Raw genomic sequence first — 20612 nt, forward strand, 5'->3', positions numbered from 1 at the left:
TTCTGCGTGAGCGGGGTGGCCGCGCAAACCCCAGCGACGGACAATTTTCCGTCCTGCGTCGCAGGGCTTCGGCAAGCCTCTTTAGCAGCCGGGGTCGCGGGCGAGACATTCGACGCGATCGCCCCGAGCCTGACGCCGAACGACGTGCTCCACTTTCAGACCGAGCAGCCTGAGTTCCATACGGCGGTGTGGGACTATATGGCCGGCTTGGTCGACGACGAGCGCGTGAGCGACGGCAAAGCCAAATATCGCGAATGGGCCACCGCCCTGAAATCCATTCAGTCCCGCTTTGGGGTGGATGCTTCGATCCTCGTTGCGGTCTGGGGCGTCGAATCCGATTACGGCAAGACATTCGGGCTTCGGCCGATCGTGCAGTCTCTCGCGACGCTGAGCTGCTACGGTCGGCGACCGGATTACTTCAAGTCCGAATTCGTCGCGGCCCTGAAGATCCTGCAAGCAGGCGATGCTGCGCCGGATCGCTTCAACGGCTCTTGGGCCGGGGCGTTCGGCCATACCCAATTCATGCCCTCGACCTTCCTTCGGAACGCCGTCGACATCGATGGCAACGGGCATCCAAATATCGTCGATTCAGTACCGGATGCGCTCGGCACCACGGCGAATTATTTGCGGAAGTCGGGTTGGGTCCCGGGTGTCGTTTGGGGCTACGAGGTCAAACTGCCGCCCGGCTATTCCGGTCCATCGGGTCGCAAGAACCGGCATCCGCCCGCCTTCTGGTCCGCTAAGGGCATCGTGAAGGCCGATGGTGGGCCGTTGACGGGAGCCGATGTGGGGCTGTTGCTTCCCGCAGGTCCGCAAGGGCCTGCCTTTTTGGTGACGCGCAACTTCGACGCGATCTATGCTTATAACGCCGCCGAGGTCTATGCGCTCGCGATCGCCTCACTCTCGGATCGGATCGAGGGGGCAGGCTCCTTCGTGACACCGTGGCCGGTGGATGATCCGGGCTTGTCGCGGATCGACCGCCGCGAGGTGCAGACGCGGCTGCAGGCCAAGGGCTATGCGATCGGCAACACAGACGGCGTCATGGGCGTCAAGACGCTCGAAGCCATTGCGGATTATGAAGGCCGGGTCGGGTTGCCAGCCAACGGCCGGGCCAGTCAGAAACTGCTGCAAGCCCTGCGCGACGGGCGGTAATGCTAAGTGTGTGAAGACCAAAGAATGGGCCGACGATCGACGTGATCGCCGGCCCGTTTGTCGGAGACCCGCTTACTTCGCTGCGGAGAGGAACTTGTCGACATTGTCCTTGGTGACGACGTCGAGGCCGACGGCGTTCATGACCGGAACCTTTTCGCCTTTCTTCAGGGCGACCAACATGTTCATCGCCTTTTCGCCCATCTCATAGGGGCGCTGACCCACGAGGACGCTGACATAGCCGTCCTTCAGGAGTTGCAGCTCGACCGGCAGCGTGTCCGGCATGACGAGCGGCAGCTTGCCGGCCTTCATCTTGTCCATGTTCGAATCGACGAAGGATTTATAAGCCTTCGGCGCGAACAAGGCCCAGCCGCCGATCGGGATGATGGCGTCGATATCCGGATTGGCGGTCGCAAAATCAGACAGCTGCTGGGCTGCGAGCGCCGAATCGTCGTTACAGAACGCCGGCGATCCCTTGACTTCGGTCCAGCCCGCACCTTTCAGCACCTCGTAGAGGCCCTTGAGGCGATCGTTGAGGTTGGCGGCCGCGGGTCCACCCGATTGGGTCGCAAAGGTGCCGGCTTTCGGATGGGCCTTGATCAACTGGCGGCCAAGTTCGCGGCCCATTTCCGTGTTGTCGGTCCCGACATAAGCTTGGCGAGCGGATTTATCCGCATCGGCGTCGAAGGTGATGACCGGAATGTTGGCATCACGCGCTTGCTTGATGACCTTCATGACGGAGTCGGCATCCGCGACCGAGATGGCGATCCCATCAATGCCCTGGGTGATGAAATCCTGGGTGATCTGCACTTCCGTCGCGGGCTCGTGGGTGGCCGGTCCCTTGTAGATGCAGGTGACGTTACCTAGCTTTTTGGCTTCAGCCTGGCAGCCATCGCGCGACAGGTCGAAGTAGGGGTTGTCCATTCCCTTGGGGATGAGGGCGAACTTATAGGCATCGGCGGCGTGAGCGACCGACATCAACGAGACGACCGCAACGGCGGCCAGCAGCATGCTCTTCAAGCGTTTATCCTCCAGCATAAGGGTCCTTTTGTCGGTCGGCGTCGGATGGACCATGTCCGGGCCAGAGAGGGAGGACGCGCCTATTCGGGCTCGCGCGTCCGGATACGATCGACCAGCACGGCCAGAATGATGATGGTGCCGACGAAGACCTGCTCCCAGTAGGTGTCGGCTCCGAACAGCGCGAGACCGTTGCGGATCACTTCGATCAGCGCCGAACCGATGATGGCGCCGAAGGGACCACCGACGCCGCCCGCGAGATCGGCACCGCCGATGACCGAGGCCGCGATGATCTTGAGCTCATAGCCGGTCGCGAGATTGGCAGGCGCCGAGCCGAGCCATCCCGCGATCAGGATGCCGGCAAAGCCGGCACTCATGGCGCAGATGACATAGACCGAGATCTTGACGCGAGCGACGGCGACGCCGGTGAGGGCGGCTGCTCGTTCGTTGCCGCCGAGCACAAAGACGTAGCGGCCCCAGCGCGTGTGGCGCAGCGCCACGCCCATGATGATCGCAAGGACGAGCAAATAGGCGAGGGGGACCGGGAAGCCGAAAATCTTGCCGTCCGTCAGGGAGTAGAAGGTATCGACATTCGGCCCGTCGGGAGCTTGACCGCGACCCTGCGTGATCACGTAGGTGATACCACGACAAATCGATAACATCCCGAGGGTCGTCACGAATGGCGACAGACGCACCTTGGCGATCAGAAAGCCGTTGATGAGGCCGACGATGACCGAGATCGCCATGCCGCCGAGCACGGCCCCGATCATGACCGCATAAGGAATGGAAGCGATCGAGGTGCCGGTCAGCGCCTTCATCAACATGGCGGTCGCGACCGCCACGAGCGCCATGACCGAGCCGACCGACAGGTCGATCCCGCCCGTGATGATCACGAGCGTCGAGCCCAGCGCCACGATCGCGATATAGCTGAAGTTCTTCGAGGTGTTCAGCAGGTTGCCGTAAGAGAGGAAATTATGCGCGAAGATCGCGACCAGCAGCGTGATCAGGACGAAAGCGACCGCCACATAGCCGGTCTGTGATCCGAACGCGCCGCGCTTGTACCAACGTGTTGTCCCGACGTTGCCGAAGGAGACGGGTTGCGCCACATCCTGCGACATCAGGCAAACTCCTTGGCGCCGGTGATGAGGGCCGTCACTTCTTCAGGGCTGGAATCTTTCACGAGCTTGTCGGCTCGCTTTTCGCCTCGGCGGAGAACTACGACGCGATCACAGACCGAAAACACATCCGGCATGCGATGCGAAATGAGAATGACGGCGACGCCCTGATCGCGGAGCCGACGGATCAGATCGAGCACTTCGGCCACTTGGCGGACCGAAATGGCGGCCGTCGGCTCGTCCATCAGGATAAGCTTGGCATTGGCCAGGCGCGTTCGGGCGATCGCGACCGCCTGACGCTGGCCGCCCGACATCTGCTTGACCAAATCGCGGGGCCGCGTCTCCGACTTCAACTCGTTGAAGAGCTCGAGCGCGCGGGTGTTCATGGCCTTGTGGTCGAGGAACGAAAAGGGGCCGACCTTGCGGACGAGTTCGCGGCCGAGGAACACGTTGGCGGCGGCGCTGACGTTATTGGACAGCGCGAGATCTTGGTAGACGACTTCGATGCCGGCCGAGCGTGCATCGAGCGGGCGGTCGAATCGATGTTCGACGCCATCAAAGCGGATGGTGCCATGCGTGGGGTGAAAGTTACCGGCGATGATCTTGACGAGCGTCGATTTGCCCGCGCCATTGTCGCCCATCAGGCCAACCACGTCGCCCGGCTTGATCGTCAGATCGACATCGTGCAGAGCGCGAATCGCGCCAAACTCCTTGCCGATGCCAGATAATTGCAAAACCGGGACAGACTCCCGGCTTGCTGCAGAAATTGCGCTCAACGTGTCGCCTCCCGGGCGTTTTTATTTTAGTCAGTTTATTAGAAAGCGCTGACGCCCGGAACGCAATATCAAATCACATAGAAGCTGTCGCTGAGTTCGTTGGCGGGATCCGACGAGGGCGGGAACTGGTCGGCCAAAAGACGCCCGCAGAGCGCGACGGCTTCGACATATCCATCCGCGATCCGATCGGCGCGGGCATGCCGCACCAGGACCTCGACTGGCGCCCGCCATTCCTTTGGGTCGATGCGCTTGGCAACCCCGTCATCGGCGATGATTCGCGCGTAGCGTTCCGCCTCGGATACGAAGATCAGGACGCCTGTGCGGTCGCGTTTGCGCGTCAGCCCGCGCAGCAGAAACTGCTCTGCCGCAGCCCGATGGGCGCGTTTTCGCATCAACGCGCGCGGCACGAGCATCATGCGGATCGCCGGAACCGATAAGGCGAGCAGAAGAACCGCGAACAGAACGAGTTGCACCACGAAGACCCGCTCGATCGACCACAGCGTGAATTCGATCATGAACCAGGGCGCCGCCAGCGCCAGAAGAGCCGCCCACACGAGCGGAAAAAATTCGTAGTTGGATGACGTTCGCGCCATCACGCAGACCAGTTCGGCACTGGTTCCGGCTTCCGCTGCGCGAACCGCATCGGCGATCATCTGGTGGTCGGCCGTATCCATGATCACCATCCCCCCGATGCACCACCGCCACCCGACGAGCCGCCTCCGCCGGAAAAGCCGCCACCATCGCCGCCTCCGAAGCCGCCGCCCCCAAAGCCACCGCCCCAGCCGGAGCCGCCGGTCGGCAGGAACACGATCCCGCCTCGGCCGCCGCGCCCCCCAGCCCGCAGGCCCGTTTGTCTGTTGAGATAGACGATGACGATGACGAACACGCCCATCACCAAAAACGGCATCAACTCATCGAGAGTCGAGCCTTGCTCCTGCGCCCGCAATTCGGGGCGTTTCTGCCACTCGGCCGAGTCGGTTGTCAGCACCGTGATGATATCGTCGGTGCCGCGATCGATCCCGCCTGCATAATCATTGGTTTTAAATCGCGGCACCATCGCGTTGGTGATGATGATCTTCGACAGAGCGTCGGTCAGCGTGCCTTCGAGCCCATAGCCGACCTCGATCCGGACTTTATGCTCCGTCGGGGCCACCAGAAGAAGAACGCCGTTGTTCTTCTTCTGCTCCCCGAGCTTCCAGGACCTGAACAGGCCGTTGGCATAGGGCTCGATCTCGTTGCCGCCCAGCGAGGGGACAGTCGCGACCACCAATTGGATGCCGGACTTATCCTCCAGCGCTTTTAATTTCGCGTCGAGCGCGTCCCGCGAGACCGGCGGAATGACGTTGGCATGATCCACAACCCGCCCGGTCAGGGCCGGATAAGCGTCTTCCGCCAGAGCCGGAAGCGTCGCGATGACGACCCAGCCTATGAACACAGCCAGCCAGACCAGGATAGCTGACGGCATTTTGCCGGCCTGCGCGGCTCCTACGGCTGGCCTATCGAGACGCGCCTGCATTATATCGCCCCGGTCAGAACTTCACTTGCGGCGGTGTTTCCGAGCCCGACGTCGCGGTGAACTCGGCCAGCGGCTTGTCGTGGAACACCAGCGTCTGCCAGATCACGTCCGGGAAGGTCCGCAGTGTGGTGTTGAACACGCGCACGTTCTCGATGTAGTCGCGGCGCGCGACGGCGATGCGGTTTTCGGTTCCTTCGAGCTGCGATTGCAACGCCAGGAAGTTCTGGTTGGATTTCAAGTCAGGATAATTCTCACTCACGGCGAGCAAGCGGCCCAAGGCGCCCGACAGCTGGTTCTGGGCATCCTGAAACTGCTTCAGCTTATCCGGGTCGGTGAGCTGCGAGGCGTCGATCTTGACCTGGGTGGCCTTGGCGCGCGCTTCGACCACCGAGGTCAGCACGTCCTTCTCCTGCTTGGCATAGCCCTGCACCGTGCTGACGAGGTTCGGGATCACGTCGGCGCGGCGCTGATATTGATTCTGCACCTCGGCCCAGCTCGCCTTTGCCTGTTCCTCGCGGGTCGGAATATTATTATAGCCGCATCCCGACAGGGTGGTGCCCATCGTGATGAGCACGGCGGCAGCAAGCAAACGCGAAAGTATAGACATGGTCGAACGGCCCCTGGACATGCCTTGCGCGTCGTCGCGCCCGGCCCACACCTTAAACTAAGCAGGAGCCGGAAGGTTCGCTGGGATCGCTGATCGAGATCAGCCATGCGGCACCCTTCAATGCGGCGCGGATCCGCATTTTCGCCGCCATCCTCGGGCTTGGTTTCCACATCGTTAAATCATTGCGTGCTAAGGCCGTGTTCGCGCGTCAAGCTTCGCTGGGAGTTCAACTCGTTCCATGATCAGCTCGAACAACACGGGTCGTCTCTGCCTTTTGGGGCTGGCGGCGGTCGCTTCGATCGTAATGTCTCCGACTTTGGCTGAGGCCCGCTCGCGCCATGCGGCCAAGCCGGCGGCCGCTCCGGCCGAGAGCACGACGCCCGCTCTCGTGGGGACGTTCGGAGACTGGAGCGTCTACAAAACACCCGGCAAAGCCAAGGTCTGCTACGCCCTGGCGCAGCCGAAGGACCGGTCCCCCGCAAGCTTGAAGAAGGTCGCGGCCCATATCTTCATTTCGAATCGGCCGGCCGAAAATGTCAAAAACGAAATCTCGGTCATCATGGGCGTGTCGTTGAAGGAAGGCGCCGCGGACGGCAAGGCAACGCTGGGCTCGACCAGCTTCGACCTGCTTTCCAAGGGTCAAAACGCCTTCGTCAAGAATGCGGCGGATGAAACCCGCTTCATCGACGCGATGAAAAAAAACGGTCGCTTGATCGTCAAGGTGGCAATGGCCAAGGGCGGGTCCGCGACCGACACCTACGCGCTCAGCGGCATTGCTCAGGCGCTCGCCTTGGCCACTAAGGAATGTCAGTAGGCGGGATTGCGTCGCCCCCGCGCGACGCTCCGGCTTCAAGCCGGGCGCTTGTCCAGCGTCCCGGTTCGCGCATAATGATCCCCGAACGAACAAAAAAGCACCGGGGCATGCTTCCCCGTCGCGGGGAGTGACATGTCCGAATTTTCCCACCCGGTTCCCGAGGCTTTCGCGCGGGCCGCGTCGATCTCGGCGGATGATTACGCCGCGATGTACGAACAGTCGGTGCATGATCCCGAGGCATTCTGGGGGCATCACGGCAAGCGCATCGACTGGATCACGCCCTACACGCGGGTGAAGAATACCTCCTTCGCGCCCCATCAGGTGTCGATCGAGTGGTTCGGCGACGGGTTCACCAACGTCGCGATGAACTGTATCGACCGGCATCTCGAAACGCGCGGCGACAAGGTCGCGATTATCTGGGAGGGCGACGATCCGGTCCAATCAGCGCGCATCACCTATCGGCAGTTGCATGCCCATGTGGGCCGTTTCGCGAATGTGCTGAAGCATCATGGTGTCCGCAAAGGCGACGCGGTCACGATCTACATGCCGATGATCCCGGAGGCCGCTTATGCGATGCTGGCCTGCGCCCGGATCGGAGCGGTCCATTCGGTGGTGTTCGGCGGTTTCTCGCCCGAGGCGCTCAGTGGTCGCATCGACGATTGCGGCTCGAAGCTCGTCATCACGGCAGACGAGGGGTTGCGCGGCGGCAAGACCATTCCGCTGAAAGCCAATGCCGACGCGGCCGCCGAGCGGTGCGCCAGCGTCGAGACGTTGATCGTCGTCAAGCGGACCGGCAACTCCGTCACCATGAAGGAGGGGCGCGACGTCTGGTACCACGAGGCCGCCGAAGCGGTCTCGGACGATTGCGCCTTCGAGGTGATGAACGCGGAGGACCCGCTGTTCCTGCTCTACACGTCGGGCTCGACCGGGCGGCCGAAGGGTGTGCTGCACACCACCGGCGGCTACCTCGTCTGGGCCTCGATGACGCATCAGCACGTCTTCGACCTCAAGGAGGATGACGTCTATTGGTGCACCGCCGACGTCGGCTGGGTGACGGGGCATTCCTATTCGGTCTACGGGCCGCTCGCAAACGGCGGCACAACGGTCCTGTTCGAGGGAATTCCGGTCTATCCGAGCCTGTCGCGCTGTTGGGAGATCGTCGACAAGCACAAGGTCACGATCTTCTACACGGCCCCGACCGCGATCCGGGCCTTGATGGGCGCCGGCGAGGCTCCCGTGAAGGCAACCAGCCGTGCCTCCTTGCGTCTACTCGGCTCGGTCGGCGAACCGATCAATCCAGAGGCGTGGGAGTGGTATTATCGCGTCGTCGGGGAAAGCCGGCTGCCGATCGTCGATACATGGTGGCAGACCGAGACAGGCGGCATCATGATTACGCCACTGCCGGGCGCCATGGCCATGAAAGCGGGCTCTGCCGCAAAACCATTCTTCGGCGTCCGCCCCGAAATCGTCGATGCCAACGGCCTTGTGATCGACGGGGTCGCGGAAGGCAATCTTCTGATCGCCGACAGCTGGCCCGGCCAGATGCGCACCATCTACGGTGATCACAAGCGGTTCGAGGAAACCTATTTCAGCGCCTATCCGGGCAAATATTTCACTGGGGATGGATGCCGCCGCGACCAGGATGGATATTACTGGATCACGGGCCGGGTCGATGACGTCATCAACGTCTCCGGGCACCGGATGGGAACCGCCGAGGTCGAGAGCGCGCTGGTGGCGCATGACACGGTATCGGAGGCGGCCGTCGTCGGCTTTCCGCATCCCATCAAGGGGCAGGGCATCTATGCCTATGTGACGTTGATGCAGGGCGTCGAGGCCACCGAGCCGTTGCGCCTCGATCTTGTCGCTCATGTCCGCAAGCAGATCGGTGCGATCGCGAGCCCGGACGTCATCCAGTTCGCACCGGGGCTCCCCAAAACCCGCTCGGGCAAGATCATGCGGCGCATCCTGCGGAAGATCGCCGAAAACGAACTCGGCGCGCTGGGCGATGTCTCGACCCTCGCCGATCCGGCCGTCGTCGACGACCTCGTGGCCAACCGGCAGAGCGCGCCTGAGCCCAAACGTTAACGGCGGGCGTCCACGGCCGCCTGTTTGCGGCGTAATGTAAACGATTCACCTTTGCGGGGGCTTTTCCCCGACATCCACCGATCGGGACGCCGGACGTAACACCAGGTTCACGACATTCGGCGAAGTTGACGCTCAGCAACTGGCAAGACCAGCGGGGAGCGTTTGATGAGTTTTTCCTTGCGGGCCAACGTCCGCTCCCGGCCGAATTGGGCGGATCTTCTGGTCGCCCTGATCGTCGCCTTTGCGGCCCTGATCGTGGCTTGCGCCTCCGCGCCGGCTCACGCTGGCGAGGTGGCGTCTGTCTCAATCGAGGCCGATTTCGCCCGAGGCTGATCGCGCGTCCTAGAGCGTTGTAGGCACCGCTTCGATCGTCAGCGAGTCGAGATCGAAACTGCCGTCGGGGGTGATCCCGAAATGCTGCCGGACTGCCGCGCTGGCCTTGACCTGAAGCTGCCGGATCACGGAGGCGAAATCCTCCGGCACCTTGGTCCGGGCGGTCCAAACGCCGAATTCCATTCGCAATTTGCGCGGCGTCAAGGACTGCGCCGAAAACCCCGCAGCCATGAGCTTGGCGATCCACTCGGCCGCCGAATAGTTGCGGACATGGGATGGGTCGCGCAGCAATTCGACAGTCTGGAGATGGGTGTCAAGCAGGGGGTGCCCAGGCGAAACGATATCGCTGAACAACGCCCGCCCGGTCGGCTTCAGCACGCGGCGCGCTTCCCGCAGGCCCGCCTCCGCATCGTGCCAATGATGCGTCGTGAAGCGGCAGAGCACGATATCGAAGCTCCCGTCCGCGAAGGGCAGGCGCTCGGCCGGCGCTTGTTGAACCGCGATATTGGCCAGCCCACGCTCGGCCGCCGTACGCGACACCTCAGTCAGCATGTCGGGCGTCAGATCGCAGGCCACGACCTCGCGTACATGCGGCGCGGCGCGGTAGCTGACGTGACCGCCGCCGCAGCCGAGATCGAGCACGCGGGCCTCGCTGGCGCCGCGCACGAAGGCTTCGATCTGGTCGAGATCGGCGCCGCCGCTATGCACCGCGCTCGTCACGTAGGCCGACGCGCGCGGCGCGTAATGGTCGACAACAAAGTCATGTTGGCTTTGGGTCTGGCTCATGGGGGATCCTCCTCGGTCCGGACGTATCTGGCGCTTGTGAGAAACGGGAACAAGTTGGCAGCTTATCCTGGTATAAGCTGCACCAGAATGTCCTCCCGTGACGATCATCGACGCCTGCTCGGCGCTTTCCTCCGTCGCCATCGCGAGCGGCTGACGGCTGCCGATGTCGGTCTCGCCCCGGCCCGCCATGGTCGACGGCGGACACCCGGACTTCGCCGCGAGGAGGTGGCGCAGATCTGTGGCATGAGCCCGACCTGGTATGCCTGGATCGAGCAGGGGCGCGATATCTCGGTCTCGCCGGCCGCCCTCGCTCGCATGGCGGATGCGCTGCATCTGACGCTGGCCGAGCGGGCCTACCTCTTCGAGTTGACGGAAAAGCGGGATCCCGCCGCCTTTGCCGACGAGCAGACCGATGCGGGACCGATCGCAGTCTTGCAGCAGGCGCTCGACGCCTCGTCGGCGCCCGCCTACCTGCTCGACCGGCTCTGGGCCATTCGCGCCTGGAACGCACCGGCCGCCGACCTATTCGCCGAATGGATCGACGGACACGAGCCATGCCTGCTCGGTTTTGTGTTCCTGTCACCTGCCGCGAGGCGCTTGATTCCGGATTGGGATCATCGTGCCCGCCGCATCGTCGCCGAGTTCCGGGCCGATACCGGCCGCAGTCGAGACGATCCGGCGCTTCAAGCCTTGGTGGCGCGATTGAGCGAGGCGAGTGCCGCTTTTGCGGCCCTCTGGGCCGATCAGGCGGTGCTGGCGCGCGAAGGCGGCGAACGGTCGTTCGACCATCCGGATCACGGCTTGCGGCATTACAAGCAAGTCACACTCGCGCCGGCCGGTTTTCCAGGCCACAAGCTCGTGATGTTGGTGGATAAGGGCGTGATCTAGCGATTGTCGATTTCGGCGATCTTACGAGCGAGCGCCGAGGTTGCGGCCGGAATGTGCCCCAGCAAGCTGAAGGCGGTGTTCCGAACCGCTTGCGCAGGCCCGGAGCGCAACAAGCCGACTTGCGTGATCCTGTCGGTGGTCTTGACCACGTCTTCGGCGATTGCATGCCTTGCCTTTGCCCAGGCATCGAGACCGCCGTCGTCGCCGGACCTGACTGCCTCGATCAGGGGCACGGCGAGAGCGACCGCATCTTGGATGCCAGTGTTCATGCCTTGGCCTCCGGCCGGGCTATGCACATGAGCGGCATCTCCGCAGAGCAGCACGCGACCTTTTCGCGGCATATCACTGATGCGATGGTGAACCCGGAACCGGGAACTCCAGATGAGATCGTGAACCCGAATGGCGCTCGACGTCGACGGCCCACGTTGGCGGAGGATCGCTTCGATGGCGTCGATCGTGGGATGCTCGGGCGCATGGGTCACGGTCGCGACAACGCGAAATCTATCGTCCGGCAGCGGCGCCACCACCATCAGACCATCAGGTGAGAGAAAAAGGTCGACCTCGTCGCGAGGGAGCGGCCAGTCCATCCGCACATCCGCGAGGACGAAATCCTGAGGATATGCGGCGCCGGCAAAACCGATGCCGCTCTGCTCACGAACGATCGAGTTCATGCCGTCGCAACCGATCAACCACTTTGTCTCGATCGTCCGGGTCGACCCATCGATCGTCATATCGACGGCCGCTCCTAACGGGCCCTGCCGGACGGTCGAGACGTCGACAGGCCGAACCACCTCGCCGCCGAGGCTGTGAAGGCGATCCAGAAGCACCGCTTCGGTCTTGTTCTGAGGACAGAGAAGCGCATAGGGGTATCGCGTCGGCAGGTCGGCGAAGTCGACGCTCAGCAGGAGATTGTCCCGGTCTCGAACCTGAAAGGTCGGTACAATCAAGCCGATGCCAAGCAGCGCCTCGGTAGCGCCGAGCGGTTCGAGCACTTCGAGCGTGCGGGCATGCACGACCGCGGCGCGCGACGTGTTGGCGCCCTCGGTCTGGCGGTCAATCAACAGCGCCGACGCGCCTTGACGCCGGAGTTCCGCCGCAAGCGCAAGCCCGCTTGGGCCTGCGCCCACGATGAGGATGTCGGTCGAACTTGGAAGGGATTGCATTTTGCGGCCCTCGCTGATGTAAACATGCGTTTACATATACAAGGCTGAGATAAATGCAAACGCTTGTTTGCTTTCTAAAAGATGGAATGCCCATTGCTCGATCCCGTCCAAGTCTCCGTTCGCCCGCTTCGGTCGCAGCCCACTCGAGATCGTATTCTGCTTGCTGCCCGTAAGATCTTTGCGAGCGACGGCTATGAGCGGACGACGATCCGTGCCGTCGCCACGGAAGCCGCTATCAATCCCGCGATGGTGATGCGCTATTACGGCGACAAGGACGGTCTCTTCGCGGCCGCGGTCGCGTTCGATCTACGTCTGCCAGATTTGAGCGCTGTTCCGTTCGAGACGATCGGTCGGACGTTGGCGCGCCACGTGCTGACGCGGTGGGAAGGCGACGGTGCTGGTGACGAATTGCCTGCGCTGTTGCGTGCTGCGGCCTCGCATCCGGCGGCCCAGGCCAAGGCGACCGACATTTTCGATCGTCAGCTTTTGGCGACGTTGAACCCAGTGATCGTCGATCCAGCGCAAGCCGTGACCTGCGCGGCCCTGATCGCATCCCAGGTCCTCGGCCTCGCGTTCACGCGCTACGTGCTGCGGTTGCCGGCCGTCGTGGCGATCCCGCGATCGACCGTGATCGACAGGGTCGGCGCGACGCTGCAGTCTTACGTCGACGCGGCTCGGAGCGTGACTTAAACCCCCCGCCCCATCGGGAACGGCATGTAGCCGACGAAGCTCGCGATCTTCCAGTCGCCGGTCTGCTTGGTGCAGAAATAGAGCGTCTGCCAATTCAGGGTGTCGACCCCGCCATCGGCCTTGGCGACGGTGCCGTCGAATTTCTTATGCGCCACGGCGCGCTCGCCCGACACCTCGATGAAGTGCAGGTTGGTGGCGCGGAACAGCGCCGCCCGGAGGGGCTCGGCATAGCGGGTCGTCGCGGTCTCGGCCGCTTGGCGCAACCATTCGTCGCGATAGGTTGCAAGATCCGGAAAGCCCAAGCGCCAGCTATCGGGATTGGCGGATTTACCAGCATTCAGCCCGAAGAAGCCGTCGGCGAGAAAGTCGGGTTCGGTCATCGACCAATCGGCGGCCAGAAACGCATCGATGTCGCGATGGACCAGCATGTCCCAGATGGCGCGGCGGTCGGGATCGTTCGGAAAGGGGTTCTGTTCGGGTGACATGAGCGCGTCCGGTGTGAGCGAAAAAAAGGTCAGACGACACGGCCGCGCGCCGCGACCGCGACGGTCTCCACGATGGTGTCGCCCTCGATGAGCGTGACCTCGTCGAAGAGGTTCGAGACCACGCAGCAATGGTTCGGGATGATGCGAAGGCGCTCGCCGAGGGCCGGCTTTGCCGCGCAAGCCGAGAGATCGACGATGCCATGTTCCTCGCTGAGGCTCCTGACCACGGCGTCGGGGTAGCCGACCACATAGCCGTAGCCATCGAGCCCGAGGGTGTCGCTCGTCAGCGCTTTCGAGCCCGCGTCGATGATGGCGCGGTCGTCGGTCGGGCGGCTCACCACGGTGGTCAGCACCGTCAAGGCGCAATCCTCCAGCGTGCCGACCGAGCGTGTCACCTGGAAGCGATCGAGATAGATGTAGGTCCCAGGCCGATGTTCGGTCGCGGCCGCGACCTCATGGGCGCGCCAAAGGTCGGGTGTGCCGCCGTTGGACACGATCGCTGGCCGAAGGTTCGCTTGGGTGAGCAGGTCGACGGCAGCCGCCAGCCAGGTCGCATTGGTTTCGACCGCGCCGGCGGCCGGATAGGTCATCAATCCGGCGAAGCTCAGCCCCGGCGACGTCGCGATGGCGCGGGCAAGCGTCAGAGCTTCGGCCGGGCTCTGCACGCCGCAACGGCCCATGCCGGTGTCGCATTCGACCAGCACGGGTAAGGGTTTGGCGCTCGTCGCGAAGGCGGCGCTGAGCCCCTCGACCGTAGCGGCGCTGTCGGCCGTGACCGAGAGATTGACCCTGTTGGCCAGCGCGACGAGGCGGGTCAGCTTTTGCGTGCCGATGATGTTGTAGGGCAGGAAGATCTCGGTCACCCCGCCGTCGGCCATGGCCTCCGCCTCGCCGATCTTCTGGCAGGTGATGCCGATCGCGCCGAGCTCCATCTGCCGCTTGGCGAAACGCGGCAGCTTGTGGGTCTTGATGTGGGGCCGCAACGGCAGCCGATGCGCGTCGGCATAATCCTGCGCCCGCTTGAGGTTGGCTTCGACGCGGGGCAGGTCGATCAGAACCGCGGGCGTCTCGATTTCCGAGAGGGTCATGGCTCAGTCTCCGAGCGGGAGTTGGTCGGCATTGCTTCGGCCGAGGCTCTGGTGATGTTTGATGCGTCGCATGCCTTCGAGGGCCGGCGGCCCGATGCGCTTAGCCACGACGGCGGCCAGCATGTCGGTCAGGGCCAGCAGCGCATAGCGGGCCGGGGAGGGAAGATAGACGTCCCTGTCCTCCTCGATCCGGAACGGCAGGACGATTTCGGCGACGCTGGCGAGCGAGGAGCCCGGCGCCGTGATGGCGATCGTGCGGGCACCATAGAGGCCAGCGATCCCGATCGCATCGACCACGCTGCGAACCTCGCCCGACACCGAATAGGCCACCATCACGGTACCGGGCTGAGCCGCAGCCGCCGTCATCTGCTGCATTTCGCCGTCGATATGCGACGAGATGGATAGACCGAGGCGGAACAGGCGGTTCTCGAGTTCGGTGGCGGCCAACGATGAGGAGCCGCCCGATCCATAGGCGCGGATCATCCGGGCCGACGTCAGGAGCGTGGCCGCAAGCCCCAGCGCCTCGACATCCACCGCGCCACACACGCGTTCGATCGCGTCGCAGGCATGAGCCGAGATCGCCGAGGGAATACTGTCGCCGGCCACACGGCCGGAGGAGGCTGCCTCGAGATAGCGGCCGGCCGAGGCGACCGATTGGGCGAGCCTGACCTTGAAGTCGCGCAACCCATCACAGCCGAGCGTGCGGCAGAACCGCGTCACCGTGGGTTCGCTGACGCCGGCGCGTTCGGCCAGCCGGTCGATCGCCGCGCGGGTCGCAAATTCCGGGTCTGCCAGCACGACGGCGGCGACGCGCCGGTCGGAGGGGCTGCCGGTTTCGCCAAGCGCGTGCAAGCGGGCCACGATATCGATGGGACGAGAGTTGCCGGGGTTCAGAGCCGCTCGCCCGTTTGCGCGTCGAAGACATGGACGAGCGCCGGATCGACGTCGAGCATCAGGGTGCTGCCGGGCTTCGGCGACACGCGCTCGCGGAACACGCAGCGGACCTCGACGTCGGCGATGGTGCCGAAAAGATGCGTTTCCGCGCCGGTCGGCTCGACCACCGAGACGATGTAGGGGAAGCCCGCTCCGGTCGAAGCGAGCCGGTAATGCTCTGGCCGGATGCCGATCTCGACGGTCTGACCCGATACGGCGTCGGTCGCGCCCAGCGGCAGCGTGAATCCCGCCTTGGTGCGGAGACGGGGTAGCCCATCGCCGCGCTCGATGACGCCGGGGATGAAGCTCATGGCGGGCGAGCCGAGGAATCCCGCGACGAACTTGTTGACGGGAAGGTCATAGAGTTCGAGCGGTGAGCCGACCTGTTCGATCCGGCCGCCGTTCATCACCACGATGCGGTCCGCCATGGTCATGGCTTCGATCTGATCGTGCGTCACATAGACGATGGTGGTCTTGAGCAGTTGATGCAGCGCCTTGATCTCGGTCCGCATCTGCACCCTGAGCTTGGCGTCGAGGTTCGACAAAGGTTCGTCGAAGAGAAACAAATCCGGCTCGCGCACGATGGTGCGGCCCATGGCGACGCGTTGGCGTTGACCGCCCGACAATTGGCGCGGCAGACGGTCGAGATAGGGCGCGAGGTTGAGGGTGCTGGCGGCTTTGTCGACCTTGCCGGCAATGGCGGCGGCGGTCTCGTGCCGGATGCGTGGCCCGAAGCCGACATTCTGCCCGACCGTCATATGCGGAAAGAGCGCGTAGCTCTGGAACACCATGGAGATGTTGCGTTGCTGGGGCGGCAGCGTGTTGGCGAGCCGGTCGCCGATCCACATTTCGCCGCTGGAGATGTCGTCGAGCCCGGCGATCATGCGAAGCAGGGTCGACTTTCCGCAACCCGAGGGGCCGACCAGAACGACAAATTCGCCATTGGCGACCGCGAGGTCGATCCCATGCAGCACGGCGACGGGTCCATAGGCTTTGACCAGGCGCTTGATATTCAGTGCGGCCATGTCAGGCGCTCCCCTCGATGACGTCTTTGACGAAGCGGTAATTGCCGGCCGTCAGCCCGGCATCGACGGGAAGCACGGCCCCGGTGATGCCTGAAGCGGCGGGCGAGGCGAGAAACAGGGCGGCGCGCGCCACTTCATCGGCCGCGACGAGGCGGCCGAGCGGATAATGCGGGAGCACTTGCGCCGCGAGGCCGGGCTGACGCTCGAACCGATGGTCCCAGGCAGGCGTGCGGACCGAGCCGGGGCAGATGACGTTGGCGCGGATGCCCACGGCGCCTCGCTCGACCGCCAGCGCTTTGGCATAGGCGATCAGGCCCGCCTTGGCGGCCGAATAGGCCGGATTGCCGTAATGCGCGAGGGCGTTGACGGAGGCGATGAAGACGATCGCACCGCCGCCGCGCCGCGCCATGGCGGCGACCACCGGCGTCGCGACATGAAAGGCTCCCGTCAGATTGATGGCGAGTTCATTGTCCCAGGCCGCCGTGTCGACTTGATCGAGCATGTCGGCGCGGGTGAAGCCAGCATTGCTGATCAGCACCTCCGGCATCGCATCTGCCTCGTCGAGGCGCCCCATCTCGCGCGTGACGGAGGTTGGGTCGGTGAGATCGAACGTCAGACGATGGACGAGATCGAGCCCCTCGAGCAGCGACGAATCGCGATCGGCACCCGAGACCCGCGCGCCCGCCGCTTGGAATGTGGCCACGAGCGCACGACCGATGCCGCCGCCCGCGCCGGTGATCAGCACGTGGCGGTCTTTCAGGCCAAATAACTCCATTGCGGCAATCGTCATTCTAGGCCCGCGTCATGAGAAGAGGCGCGATCAAAGCGTTGGCTGTGAAAAAAAGCAACATTGAAATCTGTGCATTTCGCTCAGATTATACTCTTGCGAGAAATATAATTTCATAGAACACTGCGGCTTAGCCGAGCCTCTTAGAGCGCGGTTGGAACATGATGGCGAAGGCGCCGGAGTGCGGTGCGGCATGGGCCGATCGCCTCGTTTAGGGGGAGTTGCAGTGCATATGAGACGACTTGGTCTTCTTGCCGGCGCCAGCATGCTGGCTTTCTGTTCCATGGCTCAAGCCGGAACCGTCCGTGTGACGATTGCCGAATACAGCAAGGGCACAGGCCCTTACTTCGACGCCGCCGCCAAGGAGTTCGAGGCAACGCATCCCGGCACCAAGATTCAGATCGAGGTCGTTCCGTGGGACAACCTCCAACAGAAGCTCACGACCGACATTTCGGCCGGCGCCAATGCGGATCTGTCGATCATCGGGACGCGGTGGCTGCTCGACTACGTGTCGCAGAATGTCGTCACACCGCTCGATTCCTACGTGAAGCCGGATTTTAAGGCCCGCTTCATCGACACGTTCCTGAAGCCCTCGATCATGAACGGCAAGGTCTATGGCTTGCCGATCGCGGCCTCGGCGCGCGCCATGTATTATAATAAAGACGTGTTCAAGAAGGCTGGCATCGACACACCGCCGAAAACCTGGGCCGAGTTCAAGGCCGATGCCGACAAGATCAAATCCTCCGGCAGCCCGGTTTTCCCCTTTGGTCTCCAAGGCAAGGAAATCGAGACCGACGTTTATTTCTACTACGGCCTGTGGGCCAACGGCGGCGACATCATCAAGGACGGCAAGTCCGGCATGGATTCGCCGGCCGCGATCGAGACGGCTAAACTCTACAAGAGCTTCATCGATGGCGGATTGACCGAGCCGGGCGTTACTTCCTACTCGCGTGAGGACGTGCAGAACCTGTTCAAGCAGGGCAAGGTCGCCACCGTCATCACGGCGCCGTTCCTGCTGAACCAGATCAAGGCTGAAGTGCCGAACCTCGCTTACGGTGTCGCTCCGATCCCGGTCGGTGATGGTGGCGACGGCGGCACCTATGGCGTGACCGACTCAATCGTGATGTTCGACAATTCCAAGGTGAAGGACGAAGCCTGGGCGTTCCTCGACTTCCTGTTCACGACCGAACAGCGCACCAAGTTCGACAAGGTCGAAGGTTTCCTGCCGGTCAATGCCAAGGAAGCGGCCGACCCGTATTTCGCCGACAACGCCGACCTGAAGGTCTTCACGTCCCTGCTGCCGAAGGCGCATTTCGCGCCCGTCATCCCGGGCTGGGAAGATATCGCGCAGACGACTTCCAACGCGGTGCAGAAGATCTATCTCGGCCAGGGCCCGATCGAGGGGACGCTGAAGGAAGCGGCCGCCAAGATCAACACGACCCTCACCCAAAAGTAAGCCGCCACGCCGATTGACGCGAGGGGCGGCGCACCTGCCGTCCTTCGCGTCACGCCGACGATCGGCCGGCGAAAACGCAAGGCACCGAGCCGTGGTCTGGCCGGCTCGTGCGTTCGTCGCTGACCTTCGCGAGCTGTCGCTCTCGCCGCTTCTCTTCAATCACGGAACAAAATGGGACGTTCGGCGACACCCTATATCCTGATCTTCCCGAGTTTCCTGCTCGCGGCTGCGGTTATTCTCTGGCCCTTGAAGGAGATCGTTTCTCTGTCGGTCCATGACGTGAACCGTTTCGGCATCATGCGGGATTTCGTCGGGCTCGATCATTTCCGCACCTTGTTCGCGGATCCGGATTTCATCGCGGCTTTGTGGCGGACCCTGCTGTGGACCGTATCGGTCGTGGTCGGAACGCTGGTTTGTTCCGTGCCGATCGCCATGATCCTGAACGAGGACTTCTATGGTCGTGGCCTCGCCCGCATCCTCATCATGCTGCCCTGGGCGGTGTCGCTTACCATGACGGCGGTGGTCTGGCGCTGGGCGCTCAACGGCGAAAGCGGAATGCTGAATTCGGGGCTGCGCGACCTCGGCCTCATCGGCAGGAACATCCAGTGGCTTGCGGATGCCTCGACCGCTTTCCCGATGCAGATCCTGATCGGCATTTTGGTATCGATCCCCTTCACGGTGACGATTTTTCTCGGCGGCCTCTCCTCGGTGCCGGAGGATCTCTACGATGCCGCCGCGATCGAGGGCGCCGGCGCCTGGGACCGTTTCCGCACGATCACGCTGCCGCTGCTGCGGCCTTTCATCAACATCGCCTTCGTGTTGAACACGATCTACGTGTTCAACTCCTTCCCGATCATCTGGACGATGACGCAGGGCGGCCCGGCAAACTCGACCGACATCCTGGTGACCTATCTCTACAAGCTTGGGTTCCGGCTCGGGAGGCTCGGCGATGCGGCGGCCGTCTCGTTGATCATGTTCGGCATTTTGATCGTGTTCACCATCGTCTATGTGCGCCTCGCCATGCGGGAGGAGCAGGACTGATGAACCGCAAAAAGCTGATCCGCTCGCTGATTTCCTGGCTGCTGCTGGCCCCGGTCATCATCGTGGTCCTGTTCCCGTTCGCGGTCATGACCATCACGGCGCTGAAACCCGCCTCCGAAGTGCTCGACCCGGCATGGTGGCCGTCACAGGTGCATTGGCAGAATTTCACCGAAATGTGGCAGACCACCGGCTTCGGAGCGGCCCTCGGCAACTCGCTCTATGTCTCAGGCTTGACCACGATCCTGACCATTCTGGTGGCCATCCCGGCCGCCTACGGGCTCAGCCGCTACCGGTTCGTTGGGCGCAGCGCGTTCCGGCAGTTTCTTCTCGTGTCGCAGATGCTGTCGCCCATCGTGCTGGTGATCGGCTTGTTTCGCCTCGTCGCCGGCGTCGGGCTGATCGACAGCCTCAACGTGCTCGTGGTGATCTATGTGGCGTTCAACATCGCGTTCAGCGTGTGGATGCTCCAGAGCTATTTCACCACCATTCCGCGCGATCTCGAAGAGGCGGCGTGGATGGAGGGGGCGGGCCATTGGCGCACGCTCGTGACCGTGTTCCTGCCGCTCGCCGTGCCCGCCATGGTCGTCACCGCCATCTTCACCTTCATCAACGCCTGGAACGAATTCGTCATCGCGCTGACGATGCTGCGACGGGAGGACAGCTACACGCTGCCGTTGCGCGTTTTCTCGCTGGTGGCGGGCCGTTACACGGTCGATTGGCAATATGTGATGGCGGCTGCGCTTGTGGCCTCCATTCCGGTGGCGGTCATCTTCGCATGGTTGCAACGCTATCTCGTTCGGGGCTTGGCGCTCGGCGCCGTGAAATAAGCGGATCGGCTTGATCGACGCATCTTTTCGG

22 protein-coding genes are annotated in these 20612 nt (G+C 63.2%); 9 read left to right on the forward strand and 13 right to left on the reverse strand.

What is annotated here, in order from left to right:
- Positions 1-15 precede the first annotated feature (15 nt).
- Positions 16-1152 carry a lytic murein transglycosylase gene (locus tag LGH83_RS18390; protein WP_227399871.1) on the forward strand — a complete coding sequence of 379 codons (1137 nt, stop codon included), beginning with the start codon at positions 16-18 and terminating at the stop codon, positions 1150-1152.
- A gap of 72 nt (positions 1153-1224) precedes the next feature.
- On the opposite strand, the gene LGH83_RS18395 is transcribed toward LGH83_RS18390, so the two are convergent.
- The 6 genes from LGH83_RS18395 to LGH83_RS18420 form a co-directional block, all read right to left on the reverse strand.
- Complete coding sequence (locus tag LGH83_RS18395) at positions 1225-2169, reverse strand: sugar-binding protein (protein ID WP_227401917.1); 945 nt, start codon at positions 2167-2169, stop codon at positions 1225-1227.
- An 80-nt stretch (positions 2170-2249) separates the two neighbouring features.
- Positions 2250-3284, reverse strand: a complete 1035-nt coding sequence (locus LGH83_RS18400) for an ABC transporter permease (protein WP_227399872.1) — start codon at positions 3282-3284, stop codon at positions 2250-2252.
- On the reverse strand, positions 3284-4015 hold the full coding sequence (locus LGH83_RS18405) for an ATP-binding cassette domain-containing protein (RefSeq protein WP_413771071.1): 732 nt from the start codon (positions 4013-4015) through the stop codon (positions 3284-3286). Before LGH83_RS18405 ends, LGH83_RS18400 begins: the two co-directional genes overlap by 1 nt.
- Positions 4016-4125: 110 nt before the next feature.
- Positions 4126-4731: a TPM domain-containing protein gene (locus LGH83_RS18410; RefSeq protein ID WP_227399873.1), complete on the reverse strand. Its 606-nt coding sequence runs from the start codon at positions 4729-4731 to the stop codon at positions 4126-4128.
- A 2-nt stretch (positions 4732-4733) separates the two neighbouring features.
- Positions 4734-5522, reverse strand: a complete 789-nt coding sequence (locus tag LGH83_RS18415) for a TPM domain-containing protein (protein WP_227399874.1) — start codon at positions 5520-5522, stop codon at positions 4734-4736.
- A gap of 64 nt (positions 5523-5586) precedes the next feature.
- A complete protein-coding gene (locus tag LGH83_RS18420; RefSeq protein ID WP_227401918.1) occupies positions 5587-6180 on the reverse strand; it encodes a LemA family protein in 594 nt (197 codons plus the stop codon).
- Between the two features lie 304 nt (positions 6181-6484).
- Here LGH83_RS18420 and LGH83_RS18425 point away from each other — a divergent pair, with 304 nt between their 5' ends.
- The 3 genes from LGH83_RS18425 to LGH83_RS18435 all read left to right on the forward strand — a co-directional run bounded on the left by LGH83_RS18425 (position 6485) and on the right by LGH83_RS18435 (position 9412).
- Positions 6485-6994, forward strand: a complete 510-nt coding sequence (locus tag LGH83_RS18425; protein WP_131195667.1) for a hypothetical protein — start codon at positions 6485-6487, stop codon at positions 6992-6994.
- Between the two features lie 132 nt (positions 6995-7126).
- Positions 7127-9079: an acetate--CoA ligase gene (acs, locus tag LGH83_RS18430; protein ID WP_227399875.1), complete on the forward strand. Its 1953-nt coding sequence runs from the start codon at positions 7127-7129 to the stop codon at positions 9077-9079.
- Between the two features lie 165 nt (positions 9080-9244).
- Complete coding sequence (locus LGH83_RS18435; protein WP_227399876.1) at positions 9245-9412, forward strand: hypothetical protein; 168 nt, start codon at positions 9245-9247, stop codon at positions 9410-9412.
- A gap of 9 nt (positions 9413-9421) precedes the next feature.
- Here the strand turns inward: LGH83_RS18435 and LGH83_RS18440 are convergent, their stop codons facing one another.
- A complete protein-coding gene (locus LGH83_RS18440; RefSeq protein ID WP_227399877.1) occupies positions 9422-10198 on the reverse strand; it encodes a class I SAM-dependent methyltransferase in 777 nt (258 codons plus the stop codon).
- Between the two features lie 87 nt (positions 10199-10285).
- Here LGH83_RS18440 and LGH83_RS18445 point away from each other — a divergent pair, with 87 nt between their 5' ends.
- On the forward strand, positions 10286-11086 hold the full coding sequence (locus LGH83_RS18445; protein ID WP_227399878.1) for a helix-turn-helix transcriptional regulator: 801 nt from the start codon (positions 10286-10288) through the stop codon (positions 11084-11086).
- Here the strand turns inward: LGH83_RS18445 and LGH83_RS18450 are convergent.
- Positions 11083-12249 (reverse strand): FAD-dependent oxidoreductase, encoded by a 1167-nt coding sequence (locus tag LGH83_RS18450; protein WP_227399879.1) that lies wholly within the window; start codon positions 12247-12249, stop codon positions 11083-11085. The genes LGH83_RS18445 and LGH83_RS18450 overlap by 4 nt on opposite strands.
- Before the next feature lie 93 nt (positions 12250-12342).
- Here LGH83_RS18450 and LGH83_RS18455 point away from each other — a divergent pair, with 93 nt between their 5' ends.
- Positions 12343-12939 carry a TetR/AcrR family transcriptional regulator gene (locus tag LGH83_RS18455; RefSeq protein WP_227399880.1) on the forward strand — a complete coding sequence of 199 codons (597 nt, stop codon included), beginning with the start codon at positions 12343-12345 and terminating at the stop codon, positions 12937-12939.
- On the opposite strand, the gene LGH83_RS18460 is transcribed toward LGH83_RS18455, so the two are convergent.
- Genes LGH83_RS18460 through LGH83_RS18480 form a run of 5 tightly spaced genes read right to left on the reverse strand, consistent with a single transcriptional unit; the run spans position 12936 to position 17260 of the window.
- Positions 12936-13424, reverse strand: coding sequence for a hypothetical protein (locus LGH83_RS18460; protein WP_227399881.1), 489 nt, complete (start codon positions 13422-13424; stop codon positions 12936-12938). The genes LGH83_RS18455 and LGH83_RS18460 overlap by 4 nt on opposite strands.
- A 29-nt stretch (positions 13425-13453) precedes the next feature.
- Entirely contained in the window at positions 13454-14512 is a 1059-nt protein-coding gene (locus LGH83_RS18465; protein ID WP_227399882.1) for a D-TA family PLP-dependent enzyme, read from the reverse strand.
- 3 nt (positions 14513-14515) lie between these two features.
- Complete coding sequence (locus LGH83_RS18470; RefSeq protein ID WP_227399883.1) at positions 14516-15373, reverse strand: MurR/RpiR family transcriptional regulator; 858 nt, start codon at positions 15371-15373, stop codon at positions 14516-14518.
- A 29-nt stretch (positions 15374-15402) separates the two neighbouring features.
- A complete protein-coding gene (locus LGH83_RS18475) occupies positions 15403-16470 on the reverse strand; it encodes an ABC transporter ATP-binding protein (protein WP_227399884.1) in 1068 nt (355 codons plus the stop codon).
- A gap of 1 nt (position 16471) precedes the next feature.
- A complete protein-coding gene (locus tag LGH83_RS18480; RefSeq protein WP_227399885.1) occupies positions 16472-17260 on the reverse strand; it encodes an SDR family oxidoreductase in 789 nt (262 codons plus the stop codon).
- Between the two features lie 229 nt (positions 17261-17489).
- Here LGH83_RS18480 and LGH83_RS18485 point away from each other — a divergent pair, with 229 nt between their 5' ends.
- The 3 genes from LGH83_RS18485 (at position 17490) to LGH83_RS18495 (ending at position 20581) form a co-directional block, all read left to right on the forward strand.
- Positions 17490-18713: an ABC transporter substrate-binding protein gene (locus LGH83_RS18485; protein WP_227401919.1), complete on the forward strand. Its 1224-nt coding sequence runs from the start codon at positions 17490-17492 to the stop codon at positions 18711-18713.
- Between the two features lie 171 nt (positions 18714-18884).
- Positions 18885-19754: a carbohydrate ABC transporter permease gene (locus LGH83_RS18490; RefSeq protein WP_227399886.1), complete on the forward strand. Its 870-nt coding sequence runs from the start codon at positions 18885-18887 to the stop codon at positions 19752-19754.
- Complete coding sequence (locus LGH83_RS18495; protein ID WP_131114998.1) at positions 19754-20581, forward strand: carbohydrate ABC transporter permease; 828 nt, start codon at positions 19754-19756, stop codon at positions 20579-20581. The genes LGH83_RS18490 and LGH83_RS18495 overlap by 1 nt, the downstream gene beginning before the upstream one ends.
- The last annotated feature ends 31 nt before the right edge of the window (positions 20582-20612 follow it).

Source organism: Lichenihabitans sp. PAMC28606 (assembly GCF_020616535.1).
GTDB lineage: Bacteria > Pseudomonadota > Alphaproteobacteria > Rhizobiales > Beijerinckiaceae > Lichenihabitans > Lichenihabitans psoromatis.